Annotated in this window: 15 protein-coding genes; 7 read left to right on the top strand and 8 right to left on the bottom strand. The window is 58.9% G+C overall.

Annotation, left to right across the window (positions count from 1 at the left end; genetic code table 11):
- Together GM415_RS02295 and GM415_RS02300 are read left to right on the top strand one after the other, a co-directional pair.
- Complete coding sequence (locus GM415_RS02295) at nt 1-1,857, top strand: carbamoyltransferase family protein (protein ID WP_158946224.1); 1,857 nt, start codon at nt 1-3, stop codon at nt 1,855-1,857.
- Between the two features lie 172 nt (nt 1,858-2,029).
- Complete coding sequence (locus GM415_RS02300) at nt 2,030-3,769, top strand: PAS domain-containing sensor histidine kinase (protein WP_158946225.1); 1,740 nt, start codon at nt 2,030-2,032, stop codon at nt 3,767-3,769.
- A gap of 58 nt (nt 3,770-3,827) precedes the next feature.
- On the opposite strand, the gene GM415_RS02305 is transcribed toward GM415_RS02300, so the two are convergent.
- Complete coding sequence (locus GM415_RS02305; protein WP_158946226.1) at nt 3,828-5,639, bottom strand: methyl-accepting chemotaxis protein; 1,812 nt, start codon at nt 5,637-5,639, stop codon at nt 3,828-3,830.
- 235 nt (nt 5,640-5,874) lie between these two features.
- Between GM415_RS02305 and GM415_RS02310 the strand changes: the two genes are divergently transcribed.
- Complete coding sequence (locus GM415_RS02310) at nt 5,875-7,560, top strand: FAD-dependent oxidoreductase (RefSeq protein WP_158946227.1); 1,686 nt, start codon at nt 5,875-5,877, stop codon at nt 7,558-7,560.
- Nucleotides 7,561-7,679: 119 nt separating this feature from the next.
- Here the strand turns inward: GM415_RS02310 and GM415_RS02315 are convergent, their stop codons facing one another.
- Both GM415_RS02315 and GM415_RS02320 read right to left on the bottom strand, forming a co-directional pair.
- Nucleotides 7,680-9,221, bottom strand: a complete 1,542-nt coding sequence (locus GM415_RS02315; protein ID WP_242012322.1) for a methyl-accepting chemotaxis protein — start codon at nt 9,219-9,221, stop codon at nt 7,680-7,682.
- A 271-nt stretch (nt 9,222-9,492) separates the two neighbouring features.
- The gene (locus GM415_RS02320; RefSeq protein ID WP_158946229.1) at nt 9,493-10,668 is read right to left on the bottom strand and encodes a glycosyltransferase family 4 protein; all 1,176 of its coding nucleotides are present in this window, start codon (nt 10,666-10,668) and stop codon (nt 9,493-9,495) included.
- 385 nt (nt 10,669-11,053) lie between these two features.
- Between GM415_RS02320 and galE the strand changes: the two genes are divergently transcribed.
- From galE to GM415_RS02340, 4 genes are all read left to right on the top strand, one after another.
- Nucleotides 11,054-12,079 (top strand): UDP-glucose 4-epimerase GalE, encoded by a 1,026-nt coding sequence (galE, locus tag GM415_RS02325; RefSeq protein ID WP_158946230.1) that lies wholly within the window; start codon nt 11,054-11,056, stop codon nt 12,077-12,079.
- 201 nt (nt 12,080-12,280) lie between these two features.
- Nucleotides 12,281-13,762: an oligosaccharide flippase family protein gene (locus GM415_RS02330; protein ID WP_158946231.1), complete on the top strand. Its 1,482-nt coding sequence runs from the start codon at nt 12,281-12,283 to the stop codon at nt 13,760-13,762.
- Nucleotides 13,762-14,682 (top strand): glycosyltransferase family 2 protein, encoded by a 921-nt coding sequence (locus GM415_RS02335; protein ID WP_158946232.1) that lies wholly within the window; start codon nt 13,762-13,764, stop codon nt 14,680-14,682. The genes GM415_RS02330 and GM415_RS02335 overlap by 1 nt, the downstream gene beginning before the upstream one ends.
- Nucleotides 14,683-14,763: 81 nt before the next feature.
- Complete coding sequence (locus GM415_RS02340; RefSeq protein WP_158946233.1) at nt 14,764-15,687, top strand: glycosyltransferase family 2 protein; 924 nt, start codon at nt 14,764-14,766, stop codon at nt 15,685-15,687.
- Between the two features lie 8 nt (nt 15,688-15,695).
- Here GM415_RS02340 and GM415_RS02345 read toward each other — a convergent pair whose 3' ends face one another.
- From GM415_RS02345 to GM415_RS02365, 5 genes are all read right to left on the bottom strand, one after another.
- A complete protein-coding gene (locus GM415_RS02345; RefSeq protein ID WP_158946234.1) occupies nt 15,696-16,823 on the bottom strand; it encodes a hypothetical protein in 1,128 nt (375 codons plus the stop codon).
- A gap of 64 nt (nt 16,824-16,887) precedes the next feature.
- Nucleotides 16,888-17,112: a hypothetical protein gene (locus GM415_RS02350; protein ID WP_158946235.1), complete on the bottom strand. Its 225-nt coding sequence runs from the start codon at nt 17,110-17,112 to the stop codon at nt 16,888-16,890.
- Nucleotides 17,113-17,163: 51 nt separating this feature from the next.
- Complete coding sequence (locus GM415_RS02355) at nt 17,164-18,039, bottom strand: AIM24 family protein (protein WP_158946236.1); 876 nt, start codon at nt 18,037-18,039, stop codon at nt 17,164-17,166.
- A 24-nt stretch (nt 18,040-18,063) separates the two neighbouring features.
- On the bottom strand, nt 18,064-22,008 hold the full coding sequence (locus GM415_RS02360; RefSeq protein ID WP_158946237.1) for a hypothetical protein: 3,945 nt from the start codon (nt 22,006-22,008) through the stop codon (nt 18,064-18,066).
- Between the two features lie 13 nt (nt 22,009-22,021).
- Nucleotides 22,022-26,287, bottom strand: a complete 4,266-nt coding sequence (locus GM415_RS02365) for a hypothetical protein (protein ID WP_158946238.1) — start codon at nt 26,285-26,287, stop codon at nt 22,022-22,024.
- Nucleotides 26,288-26,295: the final 8 nt, after the last annotated feature.

The following is a 26,295-nucleotide window of genomic DNA, read 5'->3' on the forward strand; positions in this document are numbered from 1 at the left end:
ATGCCTGACGCCATCCTCGGGATTTCCGCCTATTATCACGACTCCGCAGCGGTACTGCTGCTGGACGGCGAGATCGTGGCCGCGGCCCAGGAGGAGCGGTTCACGCGCAAGAAGCATGACGAGGGATTCCCCCACCATGCGGCCAGGTATGTGCTAGATGAAGCGGGGCTCTCCCTGGCGGATTTGAGCGCCGTGGCATTCTACGACAAGCCCTATCTCAAGTTTGAGCGGCTGCTGGAGACCTACAACGGCTTCGCGCCCCGGGGGCTTACCAGCTTCCTCTCGTCCATCCCGGTGTGGATCAAGGAAAAGCTCTTCATGCGCAAGATGCTCAACGAGGAGCTGGACCGGCTGGGCAGGGGCAGACCGAAAATTCTCTTCCCCGAGCATCACCTCTCCCATGCGGCCAGCGCTTTCTATCCCTCGCCCTTCGAGGAGGCCGCCATCCTGACCGTGGACGGGGTGGGCGAATGGGCGACCACCACCATCTGCAAGGGATCGGGCAAGGACATCTCCGTCCTGCGGGAACTGCATTTTCCCCACTCCCTCGGCCTGCTCTACTCCGCGTTCACCGCCTTTTGCGGCTTCCGGGTCAACTCCGGGGAGTACAAGCTCATGGGACTGGCCCCTTACGGCAATCCGGGCGCGGCCAGGGTGGAGCAGTGGAAGCAGGCCATGTACGACGAGCTCATGGACGTGCGCGAGGACGGCTCCCTGCTCCTGAACATGGATTATTTCAACTACGCCACCGGGCTGACCATGTGCAACAACGCCCGCTGGGAGGCCCTCTTCGGCATCCCGGCCCGTCAGCCGGAGAGCGACATCACCCAGCCCTACATGGACCTGGCCCTGGCCATCCAGCAGGTCACCGAGGAAATCGTCTTTTCCCTGGCCGAGACCGCCCGGGAACTGACCGGCTGCGAGAACCTCGTCATGGCTGGCGGCGTGGCCCTCAACTGCGTGGCCAACGGCAAGCTGCTCCGGCGCGGCACCTTCCGCGACATCTGGATCCAGCCTGCTGCGGGGGATGCAGGCGGTGCCCTTGGCGCAGCCCTGGCAGCCCGCCACATCTGGCAGGGCAAGGCACGCTCACCCGAACCTGACGACGCCATGCAGGGCGCGTACCTCGGCCCCGAATTCCACGAGGCCGACATCAACCGCGTAATACGCAAACACAATGCTCCCAACGAGCAGTTCGATGATTTTTCCGCACTTACCGAAAAAGTGGCCGGGCTTCTGGCCGAAGGCAATGCCGTAGGCTGGTTCCAGGGACGCATGGAGTACGGCCCTCGCGCCCTGGGCAACCGCTCCATCCTCGGCGATCCCCGCCACCCGGAGATGCAGAAAAAGCTCAACCTCAAGATCAAATACCGCGAGGGATTCCGCCCCTTCGCTCCCTCGGTCATGGAGGAGGAAGCCGCAGCCTGGTTCGAGCTCGACCGCCCCTCCCCCTACATGCTCATCGTGGCCCCGGTGGCCGAAGACAGATGCAACCCCCTTCCGGACGGCTACGACGCCATGACCATGTACGACCGGCTCTATGTCCAGCGGTCGACCATCCCGGCGGTCACCCACGTGGACTATTCGGCGCGCATCCAGACCGTGAGCAAGCGAACCAACCCGCGTTACTGGCAACTTATCGATGCCTTCAACCGCGCCCAGGGCTGCGGCCTGGTGGTCAACACCAGCTTCAACGTGCGCGGCGAACCGATCGTCTGCACCCCCGAAGACGCTTACGCCTGCTTCATGCGCACCGAGATGGATTACCTGGTCCTCGGCGATTTTCTCTTTGCCAAGGCCGACCAGCCGGACTGGAAAGAAGAAGGCGACTGGCGCGACCAATTCGAACTGGATTGATCCCCCCCGGCCTGCCCATCAGTTTTCTTGCGCGCATCGCTTCCATGGCGATGAAGCAGAAAATCCTGCCTTCCCTGAAAAAGAATAATAAATTCCGTGACAACAACTTTGGGTGAGTTGTAGGCTGAACCCGTTTGGGATCAGGGGGAACACTGTCGTCTGAGAGGTAGGCATGATCTTCGGCATCGTACTCGCTTCCACGCTACTCCAGTTCGCGGCCGGACTGTTCGCGCTCAGGCTGGTCGCCAGTTCGGGCCGGAGCCTCGCCTGGGCCCTCCTCTCGTCGGGCATCTTCATCATGGCCTTCCGGCGCACGCACACCCTCTTCCAACTCTTCCAGGGCGATCCGGGGCCGCCGTTCTCCTACGAGGTCCTGGGCCTGGCCATCTCCGTGCTGGTCTTCGCCGGGATCGCGCTGATCGACCCCCTGTTGCGCGAGCTAAGGACCTCGGCGCAAAAGCTGGCCGAGAGCGAGGAACGCTACCGGACAGTGGCCAGTTTTACTCACGACTGGGAGTATTGGCTCTCCCCGAACGGTCACTACCGGTACATCTCACCTGCCTGCGAACGGATCACCGGATACACGCCGGACGACTTCACTGCCGAACCGCTCCTCCTCCATCGCATCATCCACCCGGACGACAGGGAGCGGGTCCTTGCCAAACTCTCGTCCCTCGCCGCTCTGGGTGAGCCTCTGCACTTCGATTTCCGCCTCATCCGCAAGGACGGGACCGCACGCTGGGTGGCCCATGCCTCGATTCCGGTGACCTCGCCCGAGGGAGCCATGCTTGGCATCCGGGCCTCGGTCAGGGATATCGACCAGCGCAAACGACTGGAAGCGGAGATCAGGGAAAACAGGGCGCTCTACCGGGGACTGGTCGAGAACTCCAGGACCCTGGTTCTTCTGTTCGACGCGTCGGGGAAGGCAACATACGCCAACGCATACGCCCTCAGACGCCTGGGGTACGGAGAAGAGGAACTGCGCGAAAAGACAGTGCGGGATATCCTGCTCCACAGCGCGGCCCAACTTCCGGAAGACGGCGAGAAAAAAATCGAAGCATTTCTTAATTCCGGCCAACGGCTGGAACTGGAAATCGAGACCCGCAGGCCCGACGGCACCACTTTCTGGGGAGAATGGGCCGGCTCCTTCATCGGCAACGTGGAGAGAAAGATCGGCCAGTATATCTGCGTGGGCATCGACGTAAGCCGCAGGAAGGCCCTGGACAAACTCAAGGAAGAAGTTACCCGCATCGTACGGCACGACCTCAAGTCCCCCCTCTCAGGCATCATCGGCATCCCCCGGGTCCTGAGACGAGACGACAACCTCACTCCGCGCCAACAGGATCTGCTGCAAAGCGTGGAGGAAGCAGGCACGGTCATGCTCGACCTCATCAACCAGTCCCTGGCCCTGTACAAGCTGGAGACCGGCACCTACGAATTCGACATGCGCGAGGTGGATATCGCCAAGCTGGTGCGGGAGGTTCTGCGGCACCTCCAGATCGGACGTGAAAAGGCTGTTCCGGTGCACTTCAATCTGAACGGAACTCCGGCGGATGAAGAAGCCTGCGCGATGATCCGTGCGGAATACCCGCTTCTCTTCTCCCTACTCTGCAACCTGATGAAGAATGCCCTGGAGGCCAACGAGGGCCACCCCGTGAGCATAGATGTGGACGTGGAGGAAACAAACGGCTGCGTCATCCGCATAGCCAACGCCGGAGTCGTACCGGAGTCCATCCGGGAGAGATTCTTCGACAAGTACGTCACTGCGGGAAAACCGGGCGGTACAGGTCTGGGCACCTACAGCGCCAGGTTGATCACCCGGCGGCACGGCGGCGACATCTCCATGCACAGTGCCCCTGGCCAGGGCACCACGGTCACGGTAACCCTTCCGGCGCCGGAAGAGGAACCCTGAAAAAACAGCCCGTTGGCATTTCGGCCAAATGGAGCAGGCGCAGGCGTCGCCACACGCGCTAGCTCTCCGCGTCCTGCAGCAGACCGTCGAGAACCTCCTGCAGATTCTTCATCTGAACCGCCAATTCAGCAAGCGCCTCGGATGACTCCGCCACGCTCTGGGTGGTTTCGGCAGAGATGGCATTGATCTCCTCGATGGCACGGTTGATCTCTTCCGAAGTGGAGGACTGCTCCTCGGCGGCAGTGGCGATCCCCTGAATCTGACCGGCCGAGTCCTCGGCTCCCTTGACGATGTCCAGGAGCACGTCACCCGACTTGTGGGACAGGTCCACGGCCTCGCCCAGGTCGGAAAGGGCCTTCTCCATGCTGCCGATATTCTGCTGGGCCACGGCCTGGATGGACGAAATGGATTCGCCCACCTCGTGTGTGGCCTGCATGGTCTTTTCCGCCAGCTTGCGGACCTCATCCGCAACCACGGCAAAACCTCGCCCGGCCTCTCCGGCGCGGGCTGCCTCGATGGCGGCGTTGAGGGCCAGCAGGTTGGTCTGGTCCGCGATATCGGTGATGACCTCCATGACCTTGCCGATACCCTCGGCCTGATCGCCAAGCCTGTTCATGCCGCGCTTGAGGTCTTCGGCAGCGCCATAGGTGGTGTTCATAGCCTCCACGGACCGGCTGACGGACTCGGAACCAAGCACGGCCAGTTTCCTGGCCTCTGCTCCGGTGACCGAAGCGGCAGATGCGTTCTCGGCGACTTCGAGCACGGTCGCATTCATCTCCTCCATGGCCGTGGCCGTACTCTGGACGCGCGCACGTTGTATAGCCGTGCCCCGATCAATGATATCGGCCTGGCTGGCGATCTGGCTGGAGGCATCGTAGACGCGTTCCACCACGGCGTGAATTCTCTCGGCCGCCTGGCGAATGCCCTGTTTGCGGGCCACGTCCGCCTCGGCGCGTGCCCTCTCGGCTTCGGTCATGGCCTCTTCCGCTGCCTCGGCCTTTTCTCCGGCCTCGCGGGTCCGGGCTGCGATCACCTCCATGTTGTCCCGCAGGGTGGCGGCCATGGAGTCGAGTGCGCCCAGCAACTGGGAGGCTTCGTCCCGCCCCGAGGAATCCAGTTGCACTGCATAATCGCCATCGGCAATGGCGTGGGCCGCCTGCGTGGCCCCCTGCAACGGACGGGTGATGCTGCGCCCGATGAACAGGCTCAGGACGAGCACACCCGCGAGCAGGACCGCCAGAACAGCCAGGATACGCACGGTGTTGTCCCTGACGATGGTGCCGATGGCCGCACTTATCCGGCTTTCACTCTTCTGGATATTGTCGATGTATACCCCCGTTCCGATGGCGTATCCGGTGCCGGGTATCATGGTGGAATAGCTGAGCTTGGGCTGATCCCCCGCCTCGGGCTTGGGCCAGATGTAGCGCACGAACCCGCCGCCGCCTTCAGCAGCCTTGGCCAACTCCCTGATCATGTGCACGCCGTTCTTGTCCTTGAGGCCGTCCAGGTCCTTGCCGAGCAAGGAGGTCTTGATATGGGCGATCATGACCGTGCCTTCGGTGACGAAATAATAGCCGGACCCGTCCTTCTCATAACGGAAGTCCGCGATCATCCGTTGCAGTTCCCCGTTTCGCTCCGCAGGGTCGGGGATGTTATTCAGGACTGAACCCAGCGTCGCGGCCATGCTGTCGGTCGCCACCTTAAGCTTGTCCTTCTGCCCCTCGAACATGACGGTGTCGGTCTCGTTCACGCTGAACTCCCTGACCGTTTCGAGGCAATACAGAAACGCCGCACAGGTACCGCCGATAAACAGCACCATGATAAAGATCATGGCGATGATTCGATTGCCTATGGAGAGTGATCTGAGCATGGGTCACCTTCTATGCCGGAGGGTTGGATAGAAATTTTTCAAAGGTAAATAACACGAAACAGGAATTACCACCACACCCGTACCGGAATATATACCCCACTTAGGGACTTACCCCGAAGTGCTGCATATGTTCAGTTCGCGCCTCCACCCGGTGCTATCCTTGACGCCACCCCCTCCCCGGCTTTACTGTCTAGAATCGATACCTATTCCTAATTCTCAATAAAGCGAGGACGTCATGAGCCCCCTGTTCGCCAAGAAGAAAGACAACGACTGGTTCCTCCCCGAGGATGTCCGCAAGCAGTTGACCGAGACCTTCAAGGATCTGCGTGGGCAGGTAGCCCTGGAAGTCTTCACCGAAGGCAAGAAGGATGAGTTCTCCGGCTACATGACCAAGTTCTGCGCCGATCTGGCGAAACTGAGCGACAAGATCACGCTCAGCGAATTCGGACTGGACTCCGACCGGGCGCAAAAGCTGGGTATCACCACATCCCCCACCCTGTGCGTCAACCCGGACGACTACCACATCCGGTTCCTTGGCGCGCCCCTTGGCGAGGAAGGCAAGACGTTCATCACCACCATCTTCCTCGCCTCCCTGGGCATGACCGGCCTGTCCGAAACATCCCAACCCCTGGTCGACCAACTGGATGAAGAGCGCCTGGTTCAGGTCTTCGTCAGCCCCTCCTGCCCCTATTGCCCGGGCCAGGCCATGCACGCCGTCAAGTGCGCCATCGCCAAGCCGGATCTGGTCAAGACCGAGATCGTCGAAATGAACGAAAACCCGGAACTGACCGAACGGTACGACGTCGGCTCAGTGCCGCACACCGTGTTCAACGAAGGCGCGCACCAGGGGCTGGGCCTCATGCCCGAGGAACGATTCGCCGTGGAACTGGTCTACCTGAAGAGCGCGGAAGACCTGCTGGCCGAAGGAGCCCTGCCCGGCATGAAGGACGGCAAGGCCCCGCAGCATTTCGGCTCCATCGAACCCGGCGAGGTGGACCTGGTCATCGTGGGCGCAGGCCCGGCGGGGCTCACGGCGGGCATCTACGCCGCTCGGGCCGGGCTCAAGGCCGTGGTCCTGGAGAAAAACATCGTGGGCGGACAGGTGGCCCTGACCCCGGTGGTGGAGAACTACCCCGGCTTCGCCACGGTGCCCGGCAAGCAGCTCATGGACATCATGAGTGAACACGCCCGCGAATACGCTCCGGTCCAGGAAGGGGAAGGCGTGGACTCCATCGAGCTGGGCGATCCTGGGAAGGGCGAGCCCATTACCGTGACCACCAACCGGGGCGTCTACTCGACCAAAGCGCTCATCCTGGCAACCGGCGCGGCCTACCGCCAGCTAGGCGTGCCCGGCGAGGACCGCTACTTCGGGCGTGGCATCAACTACTGCGCCTCCTGCGACGGCTACCTCTACAAAGGCAAGGTCGTGGCCATTGTCGGCGGCGGCAATACCGCCCTGACCGACGCCCTGCATCTCAAGAACCTCGGCGTGGATGTAACCCTCATCCACCGGCGTGACGAGTTCCGCGCCCAGCAGTCACTCCAAGACTCGGTGGAGCGCGAGGGCATTCCGGTGCTCTGGAACACCGTGGTGGAGGAAATCCAGGGAGACGGGAAGCACGCTAACAAGCTGCTCCTGCGCAACGTCAAGGACGAAACCGTCACGGAGTTACCCGTGGACGGCGTGTTCATCGCCATCGGTCAGGTTGCCGCCACCGGCCTTGCCCAAGACCTTGGCGTCGTCCTCGGGGAAGACGGCTTCGTCAAGGTGGACGGGACCATGCGCACCAACGTCCCCCGCGTCTATGCGGCGGGCGACCTGACAGGCGGCCTGCAACAGATCGTCACCGCCATCGGCGAAGGCTCCATGGCGGCCATGAGCGCCTTCGAAGACATAAGCCATCCCTATTGGAAGGAGTAGTCTCGAACTCCACGCTCGGCTCCCCGCAGATGACGCAGAGAACGAAAGCTCCCATAAACAAACAAGAGGCGCGCTCCCGCAGGAGCGCGCCTCTTGATTTTCTTTCAAGCAAATACGATTTAGTCGGATTCCATCTGCATGGTGACCATGGACTCGCTCAACTCGCCTGCCAGGCGGGACATGTTGACGACGGCTTCGCTGGCGTGGGCCATGGCCTCGGCAGTAGCCTCGGCGATGCGGTTGATCTCCTCGGTGGAACGGTTGATCTCCTCGCTGGCCGCAGACTGTTCTTCTGAAGCCGTGGCAATGGAATGCACCTGGGATTCGTTGGTACCCACCAGCTCGAGGATCTTCTCAAGCGACTCGCCCGTGGCGTTGGTCATGGAGGTGGCCTCCTCGATCACCAGGGTGGTCTCCTCGGTCACGGTCATGTTCATGCGCGCGCTCTCCTGGATCGCCCCGATAAAGGAACTCACCTCGTTGGTGGCCTGCACGGTCTTTTCCGCCAGCTTGCGGACCTCGTCCGCGACCACGGCGAAACCGCGTCCGGCCTCTCCGGCGCGGGCGGCCTCGATGGCGGCGTTGAGCGCCAACAGGTTGGTCTGATCCGCGATATCGTTAATCACGGACATGATCCGGCCGATGCCCTCGGCCTGTTCGCCCAGGCCGTCCATTTCCAATTTCAGTTGGTTGGCCTTGGCGTTCACCTGAGTCATGACCTCGATGACCTTGTTGACCTGTTCGCTGCCCTGCTGGGCTGTATCCTGCGCCGAGCTGGCCGTCTGCGAGGCGCTGGCCGCGCTTCGCGCCACTTCGAGAATGGTGGCGTTCATCTGCTCCACGGCAGTGGCGACCTCGGCGGTTCGCGCCCGCTGTTCCTCTGCGCCTCCGGTGGCCTGGCGAATCTGGTCCTCAAGGTTCTCGGCGGCCAGGGAGACCTCTTCGGCGACCGAGGTAGCCCCGGCCACGCCCCTGGCGATGGCCTCGTTCTGGGCTGTAATCCGGTCTTCCTTGAGCTTGATATTGGTAAAGTCCATCACCGAAGTGAAAACACCGATGAGCTTGCCGCTGGTATCCTTGATGGGTGCCGCCGCAATGGAAATGTACTTGGTGTTGCCCTTGCGGGAATCAACCTGTGTCTTGGCGAACTGCTTTTCTTTCTGCTCAAGCGCCTTGCTGGCCACGGTCTCGGTCTCGTAGCCGTAAAAAAACTGGGCAAAGGAAAGCCCGTAGAAATCGGACGGCTTCCCTTCCTGCTCCGTGAGTCGGATGATGGATTCGTTCAGCCACTCGATCTTGCCGTCCGCATCAGTCAGAGCCATGGGCGTAATGATGTTTTCCAGAATGGAATCGGTAACGCCGATCTTGGCCTTCAACGTCTCGATCAGATGATTGATCGAGTGCTGAACCACACGAACCTCTGCGAAGCCCCCCTCTTCCACGTGCATATCCAGCTTGCCCTTGGACGCTTCATCCAGAACGGACGTAGTCTTTCGTAACGGGACGATGAGCCTTTTATGCGTAAAAGACAGCCTGAGGCCGCAGATAATGATGACCGCCAGGCACATTCCGCCGACAAAATATCCATTGGGATGAAAAAAGGCCAGGATACCGACAAGAACAACTATCGCCAAGTCACTCAGAAAGAATACTTTTTCCATGATCAAACACTCGGGGTCACAGGTTTGGTGCAATTCCATTGGAATGTTTCACTTACCACCACTCCGGAATTTCAACAATATCCTTAGACTAGGAAATATTGTAAAATTTGCTACCCGGCAACCCTCGGCCTCCTCCTGCAACATCCAACTCATGGCCCCGGAAATCATATCCCCCCGGTAAGGTGCTGCTCCCAACGAAAGACGCCACTTCAGGCTGTGCAAATGCAGGAGAGAAAGGACCGCCTCAAGCTATAGACACCTGCCGGGTGTGTCAGAAAAACAGCCCAGCCATCCGTCCGGTACGGTTCCAAGCCCTGGTTAATAAGCTATTGCAGATTACCGGTTTCAGAGTAGGCCAGGCCCTCGGATGGTCCTCAAGGGAGGCCTCTAGCACCCTCGCTGTGTCGGCCCCCCATAGGACTAGACTGAACTTCTCGCTGACGAGCTTCCTGGCATGCATGGACATGCTACGCCATAGTTCAGCATCATCAAACAAGGCTTGAAGGCCATCGGCCAACGCGCGGACATCACCATACTTCACCGCAAATCCCGTTTCACCATGTTTCAGGAAACCGTTAATCGCGCCTTCGCACTCATAGGCCACCCCGGGGAGCCCGGCTCCCAAAGCTTCGGCGAGAGACAAGCAAAAGCCCTCATAGGAAGATGTCAGAACGGCGGCATGGGACGAAGCCAGGTGCCCCTGAAGCTCTCCCCATTCCAAAAAACCTAAAAATTCTATTGAATCATTTAATTCATGTTCTTTCACCAATTCGGCCAAAGATTTGCTGTCCGGCCCTGTTCCGGCAATGAGCAACCGGAACTTTCGCCCGGTTTTCCGCAATTCAGCCATCAATTCTATCAGGTGTGAGATGTTCTTTTGCTCCTCGACCACCCTGCCATGATAAATCAACCTAAACTCGTCAACGGGCGGTTGTGCCATCTCTTCCGTAATAGGCACCCCGTGACGAAGGTGGACTATATCCTTCTTCCTTTCTGAGAAAATCTGCTTCAAGTAACCCACCGCCGCATTCGAAGGGCAGATAAACCTGCTAATTATGTGCTCATACTCAATAAAAATATTGTAATAGCTTTCGTGATTATTATGGCAGACGGCCACGATGCGCACAGGCACCTCTTTCGCGTACAAAGCGCATCCGGCATACGTTGACTTTCTATAATTTGGAAGAATAACGTCCGGCTTGATGACAGACAATACCTTGTACATATTCGCAACATGCGACACCGAGTCATAAGCTGGCAAAGCATGGACTGTCGCACTTTGTGATATCCTTGCAATCAATTCATTTTCTTTATCAGCTTCAGGCATTGGACCATGGGTTATAAAATGTACGTCATACCCAGACCTGGATAATTCGCGTATCAAACGACACGTATAGATGAACACGCCACCAGTCATACCGCTATAAATTGCAACTTTCTTAGGCATGGCACCTATACCCTATTAAATATAATGAATGAACAGATCAAAACACACGGGAAACCTCATCGACATTGGATACATTTAATACTATTTTGCCAGGACATACAGTACGCCACTACGGATAGGCAAACAGATTAACGCCATCTCATCGGAAGGCTTGCATGCTACAGGTACGAAATAGCCGTGACACCATCTCCACGTTATACATGGTGCAACGCGCCCAGTTTTCACCCCAGGCAAAGCGTACGCATGGCCTCAAGGCTTACATTATTACCAGTGGACACTAAGAAAACATATGCGGTAGGTATAGGCTTGGTCAAAGTTTTCTCGCAAGCCCAAGCAGGAATCGCGGCCGAACGCAATTCAGGCCCTTAAGATGGAAAAGGAATTCATGAAGATTAAGAAGGTACTTGTCACGGGAGGGGCGGGCTACATAGGAAGCCACACCTGCGTCGAACTGCTTCAAGAGGGATATGACGTAGTTTGCGCGGACAATTTCGTCAACAGCTCTCCGATTGCCATGGACCGGGTAGCACAAATCACCGGGAAAACGATTCCTGTCCACGAATTGGACTTTTGCGACTATCCAGCAGTGAAGAAGTTCTTCACCAACGAGACCGTTGATGCTGTAATCCACTTTGCCGGGCACAAGGCTGTCGGCGAGTCCGTTGAAAATCCACTCAAATATTATGAAAACAACTTACTCAGTCTGATCAATCTGTGTAAAGCCATGGGCAAAGACATCAGGAAAAACCTGGTGTTCAGTTCATCTGCAACGGTCTACGGATTTCCCGACCAGCTCCCCATTGAGGAGGATTCCCCCGTGGACTCCTTCAACCCCTATGGCAGGACCAAGCTCTTCATCGAACAGATACTTCAGGACATATGGGCCACTGACAACGCATGGAACATTTCCATTCTACGCTATTTCAACCCGGTGGCAGCACATCCGTCCGGACTGATTGGAGAAGACCCGGCAGGAATACCCAACAACCTGATGCCCTACATTGCGCAGGTTGCCATCGGGCGCCTTGAGCGGCTTCGGATCTTCGGCGCCGACTACGACACCCCTGACGGGACAGGGGTCAGGGACTTCATTCACGTGGTGGATTTAGCAAAAGGACACGTAGCCGCCATGCGCAAACTCGAAACCTCTCCGGGCCTCATGGTTCACAACCTGGGCACGGGTCGAGGATACAGTGTACTGGAACTAGTCAACACTTTTGCCGAGGTCAACAACGTCCAAGTCCCCTACGAGATTGTCGGCCGCCGTCCCGGAGACGTGGCCGCAAATTACGCCTCGACCGACAAAGCAAAAAAGGAATTGGGCTGGGAAGCACAGTGCGGTATAAGACAAATGGTCCTGGACACTTGGAACTGGCAATCAAAAAATCCGAACGGCTATTCCTTCGACTAAACAGCCTAGCGGCGTGGGCAGCATAATAAAGCCAGGGCGGAAAGGGCATGTACTTACGCATCCCGCGGAATCATCCTTGTTTCAGCAAGACCGGTCCGTTCAGTGGAGGGCGCGGTTCCGTAAGGCTTTAGCTGGCATGCCGCTGGAAGAATCGAACGCGGTCCGCCCATTAGGCAAGCCAACACAACGAGCGCAATATAAATGAAAACCCTCAAGCGATTATACGGTTTCTTTAACTCCTCTCACGGCAGCCTTAGCGATAAAGTCCTTCGTTCAGCGGCATGGCTGGGCATTGGAAGTGTGGTTGTCAACACCCTGGTTCTTGTTCGATCCATCATCTTGGCAAGACTGTTGCTCCCCGAAGTTTTTGGCCTCATGACCACCGCCTTTATGATCATGCGGCTCGCAAACGTTTTTACGCAAACAGGCCTGAACACGGCGCTCATCCAACGCAAGGAGTCCATAGAGGACGCCAAAAGCACGGCCTTTATTCTCACGCTGCTGCGCGGAATGCTGCTTTATGGCGTCTTCTATCTGTTCTCCCCGTTCATAAGCAAATTCTACGGCGATCCCATTCTGGAAACTATGCTCAAGGTGCTGGCAATAACGTTCATCTTCTCCAGTGCCTTAAACATCAATATCATCACCTCCAAACGGGAAGTCGACTTCAAGACCGTTTCGATCTACACGCAATTTTCAAGCATCATATCATTTATCGTTACGATCACTATGGTCTACATCAAGCCGGACCTTTGGTCTCTGGTTATTGCACAGGTGATATGCTCCTTCATAAACATGCTCCTGTCGTATTACTTCTTCCCCATAGAAAAAAAATTCGACTTCAATTTCAACATTGCAAAAGAACTCATTCAGTTCGGCAAATACATGACGGGCATTTCCATAGCCACATTCCTGACCACGGAAATCGATAACTTCACGGTGGGTAAAGTCATCGGCATGGAACCCCTCGGATATTATATCCAGGCGTATACGCTGGCCAACCTCCCTTCAACGCACATCACGAGCATTCTTGGGAACATCATCACGCCCGCATACAGCAAACTGCAGGGAAGCCTGGACCTTCTGGTTGTCGCTTACCTCAAAGTCCTACGGGTCATAAGCAGCATCGTCATCCCCGCTGCTTTCGGCCTGTTCTTCCTCGCGAGCGACATTATCCTCATTTTGTACGGAGAGAGGTGGGCGCCAGCGATATTGCCGCTTAAAGTATTATGTGTCTTCGGCCTGATCAGGTCCGTTGCCTCGACAACAGGGCCCCTGTTCATTGCCATCGGCAAACCCAACCTCGTCTACCGAATCCAGACCTACAAACTCATTTTCATTTGCCTGCTCATCTACCCACTGACCCGGTTGTACGGGATCGTGGGAACAAGCTATGCCGTCATGATTCCCATGGTTTGCGAGCAATTCCTGCTCTGGAGCATGATCGTCAAGGAATTTCCGTTACAACTCAACTCGCTATTTTCGGCCTTTCGAGGGCCCGTCTGCTCTTCCTTGATTATGCTCTTATATTTGCATTACGTTGATCCGGGCGATCTGAGTCCCATGAATCTTGCTTTCAAAGTGCTGTCCGGGGCCGCAGTGTACGGAATCGCCTTTTTGACTCTGTTCTATAAGGACACGAAAACAATCTACCGTTCTTTCATCAAGAAAAGGCAATTATAATGGATATCTCTGTCTTGGTTTGCACCTGGAACAACTGCCGACTCCTACGCCGGACTCTTGATTCGATTCTGGCCAACGACACAACGGCGGGTTTCGAAATTGTCGTGGTGAATAACAACTCGACTGACGAGACGGCCTCAATTCTCCAGTCCTACGAAGGGCACAAGAACGTGGTTACCGTGCTTGAACCGCGCCAGGGCGTGAGCTATGCCAAAAACGCAGGACTACAGCATTGTAATGGTCGCCTGATAGTGCTGACCGACGATGACGTCGTCGTCCCCCCACACTGGCTGGAAGAGTATTGGAAAGCCTTCAGCCAGGACGAATCCGCACAACGCTTCTGGGGAGGGCCGATAGAAAGCGAGTTTGAAACCCATGATTTCGACCGGGAATTGCTCAACTATGCGCCGGGATCGGTCAAAGGGCTTGATCTCGGAACGCAACAGAAGAGTATCGACCGGAAGAACCTGTTTCTCGGAGCCAACTGGGCGCTTTCGAAAGAAGCCTGCTTAGCCATGGGGGGATTCAACAACAACCTTGGGCAGAACCCTTCCCTCACCTATCCACGTATCGGCGAGGAAAGCGAACTGATAGAGCGGTTGATGCGGGCTGGCTACGAAGGGATCTATCTGCCGACCATCAAAATTTTACATTTCGTCCCGGAGACCAAGCTGACTCTGAAACACATCTGCGACAGACGAAGAGCTCTTGGGCATTACAAAGCGATCCACAGCGGTGCCGCATATCCCGGCCGGAAGGTCTTCGGCATCCCCACTTGGCTCTACAAGAAATATGTATTTCATGTTGCTGCAAAATATCTGGCACGGCCCTTCTCAAGAAAAGAGTACATCCGTCATGCCGCCAGACTGTCACACATAGTTGGCGAGATGCACGGCCTGGCCTCAAAAGGTCAAAGCTAGAACCGGTTGACGCGACCAATCCGACTTGCCGGGAAACGCCAATAGAAATTGCAAAGAAATCCTTGTTCCGGGAGGAACCGAGTGAAAATAGACGTGCTCATGGCAACATACAATGGCGAGCAGACTCTGGCCGCAGTCCTAGATGGCTACAGAAAAGTTATGCCCCCCGAGCAAGGTTGGCAACTCGTAATCGTGGACAACGCCAGCACCGATGGAACGAGAAGCCTCATCAAGTCCTATGAAAACGACCTGCCGATCACTTATCTTTACGAAGCCAAACCGGGAAAGAACTCCGCTCTCAACACAGGAATAAAATCGCTGCAGGGCGATCTCGTCATCCTTACCGACGACGATGCCATACCCTGCCCCGACCTCCTGGTTCAATACCGGGAGGTGGCGGAATCCGAGGTAGACGTGTCCATCTTCTCCGGTAAGGTCATGCCGGACTGGAGAAAAGAACCACCTCTGTGGATGGTAGACTCAATTCCATTGACGACCGCCTACAGTCTCAACGCAGGCAAACACTCCGAAGGAAGCATCCCTCCCACGAGTGTGCTTGGTCCGAACATGGCGGTAAGAAGGGAAATCTTCGAGAGAGGATTCCGGTTTGACGAGTCGATAGGCCCATGCGGATCAAGTTACGCCATGGGGAGTGAAACCGAGTTCTGCACAAGACTGCACGGGCATGGTTACAACTGCCATTTCAGCGAGCGTCCCTGCGTCAGTCACATCATCCGGGACTACCAGGTCAACGGCAAGTGGCTGCTGAAAAGGTCATTTCAAAACGGACGGGGCGCAGCCAACCGGGATCTTCGCAATGCCCCTGGCGAATTCCGACTCTTGGCCGGAATACCCAAGCATTACATAAAGCATGCCGCGATCAGGACGGGGACGGTTATCCTCTCCCTCTTCTCCTTTGACAAGACGAAGATCTTTACCTCCCTTTGGGAGTGCAGCAGTGCACTAGGCCGAATCTATGAAGCGCTGAAGCTTAGGGGGACTTGATGCCGCCTTTAGCCCTCGGCCAATCTCTCTGATAACTTCTTGAATTCATTTTTCATTTCGAGATTCTGAAAGACCATCAGCTCGGGGGTCTGCAGGCCCGACATGCGCTCGAGCATGGCGTTGGCGTTCTTCATCAAAGAAATCAGGCTATGGGCGCCCTGTACAGTCTCGTAAGTGTTCAGTGCCACGTCATACTCATCCGCCACCTTTTCCCTGGCGGAAACAATGCGCGCCCGGTTCTTTTTCAAGTAGTCGGCATAGAGCAGGGCCGTGTCCCGCGTCAGCCTCTGGGCCTTGAGGTTCGACTGGTAGATCTTGCGGAATTTTTCAGGTTCGTTTGAGATCCTGTCTTCGGTCTTGTCCATGAGCGCTTCCTGTTTCTCCACGATGCCGTCGATCCTGACCAGGTAGACCTCGTCGATCTTGTGCTCGTACTGCTGGTAGAGATTGAGCAGAATGCGGAGCAGCAGCGTGTGCATTCCGTAATAGCGCTTGGCCATCTCGATCTCCTCCCCGGCCTGGGAGGTCAGCCGCTGGAGCTCCGTGGTGATGGTCTTGACGTTGTTGAACACCGAGACCATTTGCACGTCGTCGTCACCCGTCACGCTGTAGACGAGAGTCTCCACCTGCTCGCGATCCACCTGCATGCCGAGCTTGCGCATTTCTTCCAGGAGCTGGCCGACCAGTGCTTCGACCCGCTTGGCGTTGTCCTTCTCCCGGCCTTCCAGCTCCTTGATTTCCTCATCAATGGAAGTGACGTCCTTCTTCCACAGTTCCCACTTCTCGACCTTTTGAGGCGCAGCGAGACGCTCGGTGCGCAACTCGGCCACCTTCTTGCGGCAATTGAGGGAGTCCTGCTGCAACTCGGCGATGGCCGCCTTGGTCTCGGCCATGTCGGAGATACCGAGGATCTCGATGCACTCGTTAAGCAGGTCGTTGATATCGTCGTCCACGCTCTCCTTGTCTTCCTTGAACGGGTTCCAGGAGGAGTCCGGGACGTTTCCCCGCGCCTCCAGATCGGCCACGGCCTTGGAAAGCAGCGGATGGACGTCGTCCCATATTCCTTCAAGGGACGAAGCCGAAGCCGGGGCCGCAAAAAGCACCAGCATGAGGAGAGTAAGCACTACGCGTTTCATGAGAACTCCGAAAAAAGGCCGCGCCCGCACATTGCCGAACGGGACGCGGCCGTTGCGTTACAGTCTAGTCGTCGTCATCGCTGCCGCCGTCATCATCGTACCCGTCGTCTTCAAGATCATCATCGTAATCCTGATGGGCACCACGACTTCCGCCGCCACCGCCGCCCCGGCGGCCTTTTTTCACGCGGCGTTTCTTGCCGCCAATCCTAATGGTCTTTTTCTTTCCTCCGAATTTGAAGAAAAGAATCAGCACGGCCACGATAATGACTATCCCCAATATGTTATCCATCAGAACCCTCCCGAGGTTTCATACAGCAGGGGCCACAACGGCCCGGTCGGCCTAATCGTCGTCGCCGTCGTCGTAATCGTAGTCGCCGTCGTCGTCATCGCCGCCTCCGCCGCCACCGCCGCGGCCTCCGGCGCCGCCCATACCCGCGGGAACGTAGGTCAGCATTTCATAGATGGACTGGGTCGGCGCAACCCACACCCGGCCGGAACCGGAGTAGGTGTGCAGCAGCCCTTCGCCGGAAACCGACGTGGAGAACCAGGACTTGCTCGACTTCTGGACCGCGAACTCGACACTCTCGGAGCGCATGAAGGCGAACGTGCCGTCCACGCTGAGCTTTCCACCGCTCAGGTCCATGATCTCCACCTCGTCAAGCGGCACGGGCGAAAGCACCACGGCAATGCCGATGCCGGAAATCTTGGTCTGGAAGAACCCCTTGCCCCCGAAGAAACCGGCGGAGATCTTCTTCTGCTTGGCGATGGAGATGTCGAGATCGCCGCTGCCCGCAAAGAAATACCCCTTGTCCACGATGACCCCGCCCTCAAGGCCGCCGATCTCGTGCAGGAAGTAGTGGCCGAAGGTCGGCTCCAGGTAGACGTCGCCCGTGCCGCTGATCTCGTTGACGAAAAAGGTCTCGCCAGTGAGCGTCTTGCGCAGCAGGCCCTTCATCATCCCGCCGCCGCTGCTGGTCTTCATCTCCAGGTTGCCCTGCATGAAGTAGAGCGCGCCCGGCTCGAGACGAATCTTGGAATTGTTCAGGCGGATTCTGACCACCTTGGCCTTCATCCCCGCCTTGTTGGCGAAGTAGAGCCGCTCCGCCGCAAAGGTGTTCCAATATCCCTTGAGCTCCTGCAGCTCCAGGATCTCGAAGACAGTCCCGTCCTGGGCCGTCTTCGACGCCGTGATTTCGAATTTCCCTTTCAACGACATGCACTCCTCCCAATTGATGTTGTCTTACCGTTTCCGATTCTTTTTCTTGTAGTCGGCAATGGCCTGAGCCACGCCGCACGCCTTCATGGCCGAGCTTTTGATGTTGAATCGCACGCAGCCGAAATTGCCACCGATGCATGCGCCGCTGCCGCGATCGCAGGACGGGCTCTCCCCCTTGGTGAGCTGGGGATGGAACCGTGCCGAGACAATGCCTTTGCTGTTCCGGCACATGCAGTTGAGCAGATCGGTGCGCCCGATCTTCTCCATGAACTTGACGAACTTTTTCTCACCCGCATTCAGTTTGGCGATCTTGCCGCTGTAGTGCAGCGCGGCCCAGCTCTCCACCTTGGGTTTCCAGTCACACTTCTTCGCCAGTTCGCTCATTCCCCTGCGATAGGCGGACGGCCCTTTTTCCAACAGCACGCAGGCGAGCTTCTTCGACTCGTATCGAGGGGAGACCTTGCTGCACCCCTTGCCCCCGCTCCACTTGGCCATGTCAGTCTCGATGTCGTGCCGCATCCGGGCATAGGCTGCAAAAGCCTTGCCGTCCTTGCAGGTTCCCTCCATCCAGTTGGTGAAGGCCTCCTTCCCCTGCTGGTAGGTCGACTTCTGCTTGCGGGCCTCCTCCAACTTGTTGAAGAGGGCTAGCGGACAATCCAACGTCTCGAAATCCTTTTTGATCTCTTTGGCAAACCGGGAAAAATCGCTGCCTTTCCGTTCCTTCTCACGCCAGGTCTCGAACTGCATCTTGAGGTAGGACTCGATCTCCTCATCGCTGATCTGCTCGGCCTTGAGCGCAGCTCCGCCGGTCGCAAGTGAGCGAATTTGGTGTCCTTCGGTCAAAGCCTTGCGCACCATGGGGTTCGTCGGGTTGGCGATCATCAGTTCGCGCACCTTGTGATAAGGGAAGGCGTATCCCCGGCTCAGGCCCGCCCAAACCGCGTCGCCCTCCTTGCCGCCGTCGAAAGCCTCCTTGTACCCCGCGTAGAGGTTGCGGGTGGTGTCGTCCACGATGAAATCGCGCATGGCGACCATGCCTTCGTATCCTGCGGTGCCCACGGCCAGCGCCGTGGCCGTGGCCGGATGCATCTGCATGGCCGACGAGGTCAGCGTCCAGATGGCGCGCTTGTAGTCGGAGCCGCCTTCCACCACGGCAGTGCCCGTGTCCACGTTGAGCCCCACGTTCATGGCGTCCGGGGCTTCCTCCAGCCGCCTGATGAACGGGTCGCTGCCGATGGCCGCCCGCATCCTGTTCAGGAACTCGGCCTTTTTCCCGGCGGGCAGTTTCTTCACGTACTTGAGCAGCATCTCGTCCGCGGTCTTGCGGACCGAGTTGAAGCAGGCCGCGTCGCCGCAGGCGGTCATCAGGTTCTTGATGACCATGGTCATGGACTGGAGGACCACGTCGGTGTAGTCGCCCTTCTGCATGGCGGCGATGGCAGCCCCGCCGTGGGTATAGGTATCGTTGGCCATGTTGATGGCCTGGTTGATCTTTTCGCCGGACTTGATCGGCAGCTTCCACTTGGTGGCAAAAGTCATGGCCATGTTGGTCAGCGCCTGGGCGAACTGGTTGTCCCGCCCCAGGGTCAGGTCGAGCTTGGTCATGATCTCGATTTCCCGGTCTATGCATTCGCTGTCCACCTGATGGGCCACGGTCCGCAGCATGGGCGGCGTGGCATCGGTGACGTCGGCATGGAGATAGACGGCCTGGTCGGGATAGTACTGCCTGAGCAGGTCGAGGAACTCCTCCCGAAGCTGGGCGGTCTTGCCGCACTGGGAGCAATTGCCCAAGGCCTCGCCCCCGTCTCCCGGCTCGATATCCACCACCGGAATCTCGGGGACATGGAAAAACTGCTCGAACTGCTCGTCCGTAATCTCGAATTCGTCGTATTCCGGCAGGGAATCCAGCAGGGCCTGTGCCTCGGCTTCCGCTTCGGCATCCCCCTGCCCCTCCGCAAGGGCTGGCAGGACCTCCACCGGGAGGGTGATCATCACCTGATTGGCGTCCGCGCCGCCGTACATGCGCAGTTCATAAGGGCCGGGGTCGGCGGGAAGGCCGAAGTCGAACACGCCCTCGTCGGCGTACATCAGGCTCTTGCGGGCCAACGCCGCCTTGTAGGCAGCGTTGCCGTCGGCGGGCGTGCCCTTGCGCACGAACCCGATCCAGGACTTGGACGACCAGTCCTTGCGCGAAACGTATTCCACCTCCATGGAACCGAATGCCCTGGCCTCGGCGGACATGATCTTCATGGACGGCTCGCGGTCCGCATAGCCGGAGGGGAGCACCACCTCGAATCCGGCCACGAAAACTTCCTTGCTGGAGGAGCCGTTGCCGTCGAGCATGCGCAGTTCGTACCTGCCGGGCTGCTTGGGCGCGACGACCTTCCATGTGCCGGTCTTTGTCTGGCGCAAATTGAGATAAGCGATGTCGTGCTTGTCGTTGACCCCGGAGTTGCCGTGGGGGACATCGGCCGGGACCAACGCGATCCACGCCTTGGCCGGCCAGTCCGGCATGGCGTTGTAGACCACCGAAAAAGCCCTGCCCGATTCATAGGCCTCCGAATCCAGTGCGATGAGAGGCTTGCCGCCCCACTGCACCTCGCGGACCTCGAAGTCCGAAGAGGTCAGCTCCTGGCCGTCGTTGCCCCAATGGGAATACAGACGCAGGGAATATTTCCCAGGCTCCCTGGGCGCGCCAAAACCGAGCACGCCATCCTTGGCGTCCTTGACCATGACGTATCCCTTGTGCAGGCGGGAGACCACGCCGAACAGGCCGTGCTCGGCTTCAGCCGGAACCAGGGCCACAAACGCCTTGGACGCATCTACCGTCTCCTCCGGAACCTCGGCGGCGATGAACTCGCCCGGCCCGAACACCGCCCTCGGGATGAACAGGGCCGGAACCGGTGTATCCTCATCGGGAACCACCTTGATCGAGATCCTGGCCAGGACATTGGCGTCCTTGGCCGTGGAGTCGGTCATGATCAATTCATAACAGCCAGGCCGGGCCGGGACCGAGAGGGAGAACATGCCGTGGGAATGGCTCCCCAGGCGGTTGCCCTGGAGTTTCCCTGAAAAATCTACGAATTCATCCTTGATCGCTTTCCCTGCCGGATACAGGCCGTACCACGCATACGGAGTGCCGGGTCCGTCAAAACCGATCCAGACGGATTCCCGGGCGAAATACTGCTCCTGGACGTTATTGAACCCATATCCCTCTTCGCTCACTTCGTTGAACGGCTCGCAGGGGATCTCCGGGATGGGAATGCCGTCCTCCGGCCCGGCGGGCTGCACGGAGTCCACCCCGAACAGGGAGGCCATGACCCGGTTGTACAAGTCAGCAACGGTGCGTTTGGCCGCCGCGACCTCGTCCGAGGCCATGACCTCGGCGGATTTCTCCCGGGCCGCGTCCCACATCTCACCCGCTTCCTTTTTGGCGGACTGCATCTCTTCGGACGCCATGACCTCGGCGGACTTTTCCTTGGTGGCGTCCCAGAGCTCTCCGGCTCCCTGTTTCATGGACTGCATCTCTTCCGAGTCCATGGCGTCCTTTGCCTTTGCCTTGGCAGCGCCCCACAGGCTCGACGCGGAGGAGAACAGGGAAGCGCCCACTCCCTGACGGGTCCAGGCGCCAAGGCCGGTCATGGCGTCGCCGGACACGGTCATGGTCTGCGGCTTCCATTCCGGCTCGCCGCCCATGCTCCGCCACTTGGCCTCGCCCTGATACACATCGGGATCAGCGGTGGGGTGCATCCGGAAGGAGACCTCCCCTGCGGAAAAGCCGAACTCGGCCGCCGGGCCGGGGTCGGCCACCACGCCTTCGATCTCCCCGGAGTCTCCCTCGCGGAAGGACACGCTGTGTCCGTCGTCCCGCTCCCAGGTTCCGATGATGGAGAGATCATCCGCCAGGGCGGGAAATGCCCCCGACAAGACGACACACAAGGCCAGCAGCAATGCGGAGATACGAGTCATGACAATCCCTCGGCTACATCTTGATCAACGCTTCCATGAAGGTGCGCAGGTCGTGCGTCACTTCAAGCGAACTCTTGCCGCCCGTCAGCAGACGCAGCTTGCGGTCGCCCTCGGAGGGGTCCATGCGGCCGCTTCCCACGTCGCCGAGGATCTTGTTGACCTTGGTCCAGTAGTATTTGTGCTTGAGCCAGGCGTTGTAGTTCTTCACGTCCGACTTCGGCGGCATCTTGGAATCCAGAAGCGGCATGAGCCGTTTGTTGCACTCCTTGGACGTGGAGCGTGATATCTCCACGTACTTCTGAACCTTGCCGAACTCCGGGGAGCCGCGCAGGTGGTCCGCCTTGAACTTGTTGACGTCGGCGGTCTGTCCGGCCCAGGCCTTGTTGGCCTCGAGGATGCCGCCCCGGGCCTCGACATTGTGCACGATGCCGGTGATCTTGTCCGTCTCCCGAAGGGGCTTGCCCTCCTTGAGCGCCTTGGCCCTGGCCTGGGCGATCTCGGCGTCGCTGCGCTTCATGATGACGTTCTTGTCCACGTAGGCTTCGGCGTGCTTGCTGGTGGTCACCGTTTCCCAGGACATCTCGGGGCTCCGACCCGTAGTATCCCGGTAGGCCTGGTTCCAGGCGCGCTGGGCGTCCTGCATCCAGACCACCTCGGCCACGGGCTTGCCGTTCTTCATGGGGGGGAGAGGCTTGCCGTCGGGGCCGTACTGCACCTTGCGGGCGTTGTCGTAGTCGGTGTTGACGGTCTTGCCGCTGTCCGCGTTGCGGATGGCCTCCATCTGCTCCTTGGTGTAACCCTGCCCCGCCATGAGCTCCTCGAACCGCTGCTGGGTCTTGGAGTGGACCCGGTCCATGGAGTCCACGAAGGACTCGGTCATCTTGCGGTTCTTGGGGTTTCGCTCGTGGGTCTTCATCATCATCTTGGCCGGGGCCGACTCGTGGATGGCCGACGCACGGTCCTCCAGCTCGGTCTCCAGCTTCTTGATCTTCTCGGGCGCGGCGCCCTCCTGCCGGGCGCGCTCCAGCTCCTGGAATTTCTTCTTGTACGATTTGACCTTGACGCGGGCGTCGGCCACCTCCTGGCGGTACTGCTTCATGTCCGCGTCGTTGATGGCGCGGTTGAACCCGTCGTCAGGCACGCCCTTGGCCTTTGCCTTGGCCTTGACCATGCCCACGTCCGGGGCGTCGCCCGCCTTGGCGGTCTTGGGCGCGGAGCCGACCTCGCCGGTGCGGGTGCTGCCGCCCGGAACGTCCCCCGTCTTGCCCGCGTGAATCCGCCCTGCGATTCCGGACATGGCCATGTCCATGAACATGCCCTTGGCGATCTCCCAACTGGCGTAGTGCATGATCTCGAGATAACCGCCGCCCTGCTTCACGGCCTGGTCCATGCCGCGGTAGCCGTCCACAAGCACGCCGGTGAGTTTGTTGTACGAACCCGCCAGACGAAGGAAGGACTCCTTGGGGCCACCCTCGATATAGCCGGTGATGCCCTGATAGACCGTGTTGACGTGGGGGCCGCCGTACAGGGACGCGACCATGAGCGAATAGTCGGCGGCGGTCTTGGTGTACTCCGCCGTCTTGAGGCCGACATTGGCCCAGTAGGCGTCGGAATTGGCCTGAGCGAGCTCCTTGTTCCAGTGTTCGTTGGCCACCTGATAGACCATGCCGAGCACCTTGGACGCCTGCTTGGTGTTGCCGTTGCCGAGCACCTCCGGGTTCTCGTAGCCGATCTTGAGGATGCGCCGGACCTCGTCCGCCTTTTCGGGCGGCAGGTTGTCGGCCATCTTCTGGGCGCGGCGCAGGGAGAGCGTGATCTTGTCGTATCGCTGCTGGTCCTCGGCTATCTTCTGGATGAACTGGGCCTGGGCGTAGTTGTCCCACTCGGAGCGGGTGTGCACGATGGTCCCGGTCTTCAGCGTGGCGATGCGGTCCTGTTCGGCCTGGATGTCGGCCCGCTGGCCGAGCACGGTCCGCATCAGATCCGCCTTCCTCGCCGGGTCCTCGGTCTCCTGCATCTCCTTTTCCGTGCACTCCATGATCTTGGTCCAGATGGCGATGTTCGCCTGGCGCTCTTCGATGGCCTCCCAATCGACCTTCCGGCGCTCCTCCGGAGTCTTGTCATCGACCATGTTCAGCTTGACCTTGCCGTCGGCGGTGTGGGTCGTAACGGCTACGGCCGCTTCCGGCTGCTTTTTCTTGGACGGCAGCGGAACCCTCTCGACCTCATGCCCGGCCACCAGGTTGTCGAAAAGGTTTGCGGCCTGGACCACATCGCCCTTCTTGTAGTCTGGGTCCTTCTCGAACTCCACGCACGCCCTGTGAAACGCCGAGCGCAGGCGGAAGTGACGCAACTGATCCTGCACGGCGGACTTGGTCATGCTATCAACCGCTACTGCGGCGATGGATTCAAAGCCATCCTTGCGATCATCGTTAAGGATGCGCTCCCGCTCCGCCTCGCTGATCTTCAGGGCCTTCAGGTAAACATCGGGAGACGCCTGGGGATAGACCGGCATGTCCCCGTCGGTGTAACGCTTGGCGGTTATGGTGAATCGTTCGCCCTCGTCACTGTAGGAAAAATTGAAACTGTCGCCCTTGAAATGCTCGGCCAGTCCCATTTCTTCCATGGGCAAAATGTCTATGGAATCGAATTCCTTTTCTTCATAGTCTCCTGCATCGAGCATGAAGCCGTAATACTTCTTGGGCTCGCCCGTAGCGTAGACATAAAAATATATGGGCTCGTACTTGGCTCCCTCCAAGAAGGGCACGCCCTTGGGGTAGTGCATGTACCCGATCCACTCCCCTTCGGGGTCGCTCCGCTTGGCGCGGAGGCGACGCAGGTAGTTGAGCTGGTTCATGTACTCCTGCTGGTTCTTGAGCATCAGGGCGGCGCCGTCCGGCACGTCGCCCAGGTCCACCAGCTTCTTGATCACCGCGTCCATGCGCTTCTGCTGCGCCACCAGCAGGTTGCGGTACTGCTCGCCCAGCGAGGTGTACTGCGCCACCTGGAACGGGTCGTCGATCTCGGCCGCCCAGTAGGCGTGGACCATCGCCTGCTCGAGCAGCGCGGCGGTGGTGTTGACGGTGGTCCGAAGCGACAGGAGCTCGGCCAGCAGCGGGTTGAACTTGTTGAGGTAATCCACCACATCCTGATGGGGGTACTGGCGCAGAACGCCCCAGGTTTCCTGGAACTTGGCCTCGTCCTTGGCGTTCATGTCGCCATAAATGAGGCGCATGCCCTCCATGGCCGCCGTGACCGCCCCGTCCCACTGGGCGGCGGTGATCTCGTTGAGGTCGATAAACGGCGCGGCCTTGACCGGCGGCACCTTGGCCATGACCTCCTGCAGGCTCGGCATGGGCACCGGAGTCTCAGAAGCAGGAGACTGGACAGGTTCGGACACGGCCCCGGCATCAGCCTGACTCGCAGCCCCGTTTTCGGCCAGGTCCGCTCCGTCTTCCGCCTCCTCTTCTGAAGGCATGGCAGCGCTGCCGCCAACCATCTCCGCCGTCTTCCGCTTACCCTTTTCCCAGAGGTCCTGTGCGCCCTGCTTTGCGGACTGCACTTCCTCCGAGTTCATGACCTCGGTGGTCTTCCGTTTGGTCGTATCCCAGAGTTCACCGGCCCCGGAGCGGGCGGACTGCACCTCGTCGGAACTCATGACGGCATCGACGGTTTTCTCCGCGTCATTGAACAGGCCGGACACGAACCCGCCGAGTCCGCCGTCGCCCTCGGGCTCCTTTTTGGCGGTGGCCACGGGGTCGCTCTTCATGCGCACCCCGGACAGAGCCTCGACGATGAAGCCGGGCGGGGTCTCCTTGCCGTAGGAGGCATCCACGCCGCCCATGACGAGCCGCACCCGGCCGTCACGATAGGGCAGGAAGTTGTAGACCAGCAGTCCCCGGTTTTCGCCTACGGCATAGGGGCAGTTGGGCACGCCGAGCACCGTGTTCGGGCCAGAGGAAAAAAATTTCGGATTCTTGAAACCGGCGGACTTCCAACGCTGCTCGTACCGGGCGAGCCACTCGTAGTACTCGTCCTCGGACATTTCGGGCATGCGCTCCTTGTCCACCTGCATGAAGGCGGAGAGCCCGTCCTGGCTGGTCGTGAACAACCGGCTGTCCGGCGAGTCGGCGTCCACCGGCTGCGCGGTCCACTTGTCGGAGAGATCGATGACGAAGTCCCCCCAGTCCAGGTCATCGGCCAGCGCATTGCCGGGAACGGCGGCGCAAAGGAAAAAGAAGAAAAAGATGATTGAACGAATACTGCCGATTCCCCGCATGGCAACCC

The sequence above is a fragment of the Pseudodesulfovibrio cashew genome (assembly GCF_009762795.1).
Classification (GTDB): domain Bacteria; phylum Desulfobacterota; class Desulfovibrionia; order Desulfovibrionales; family Desulfovibrionaceae; genus Pseudodesulfovibrio; species Pseudodesulfovibrio cashew.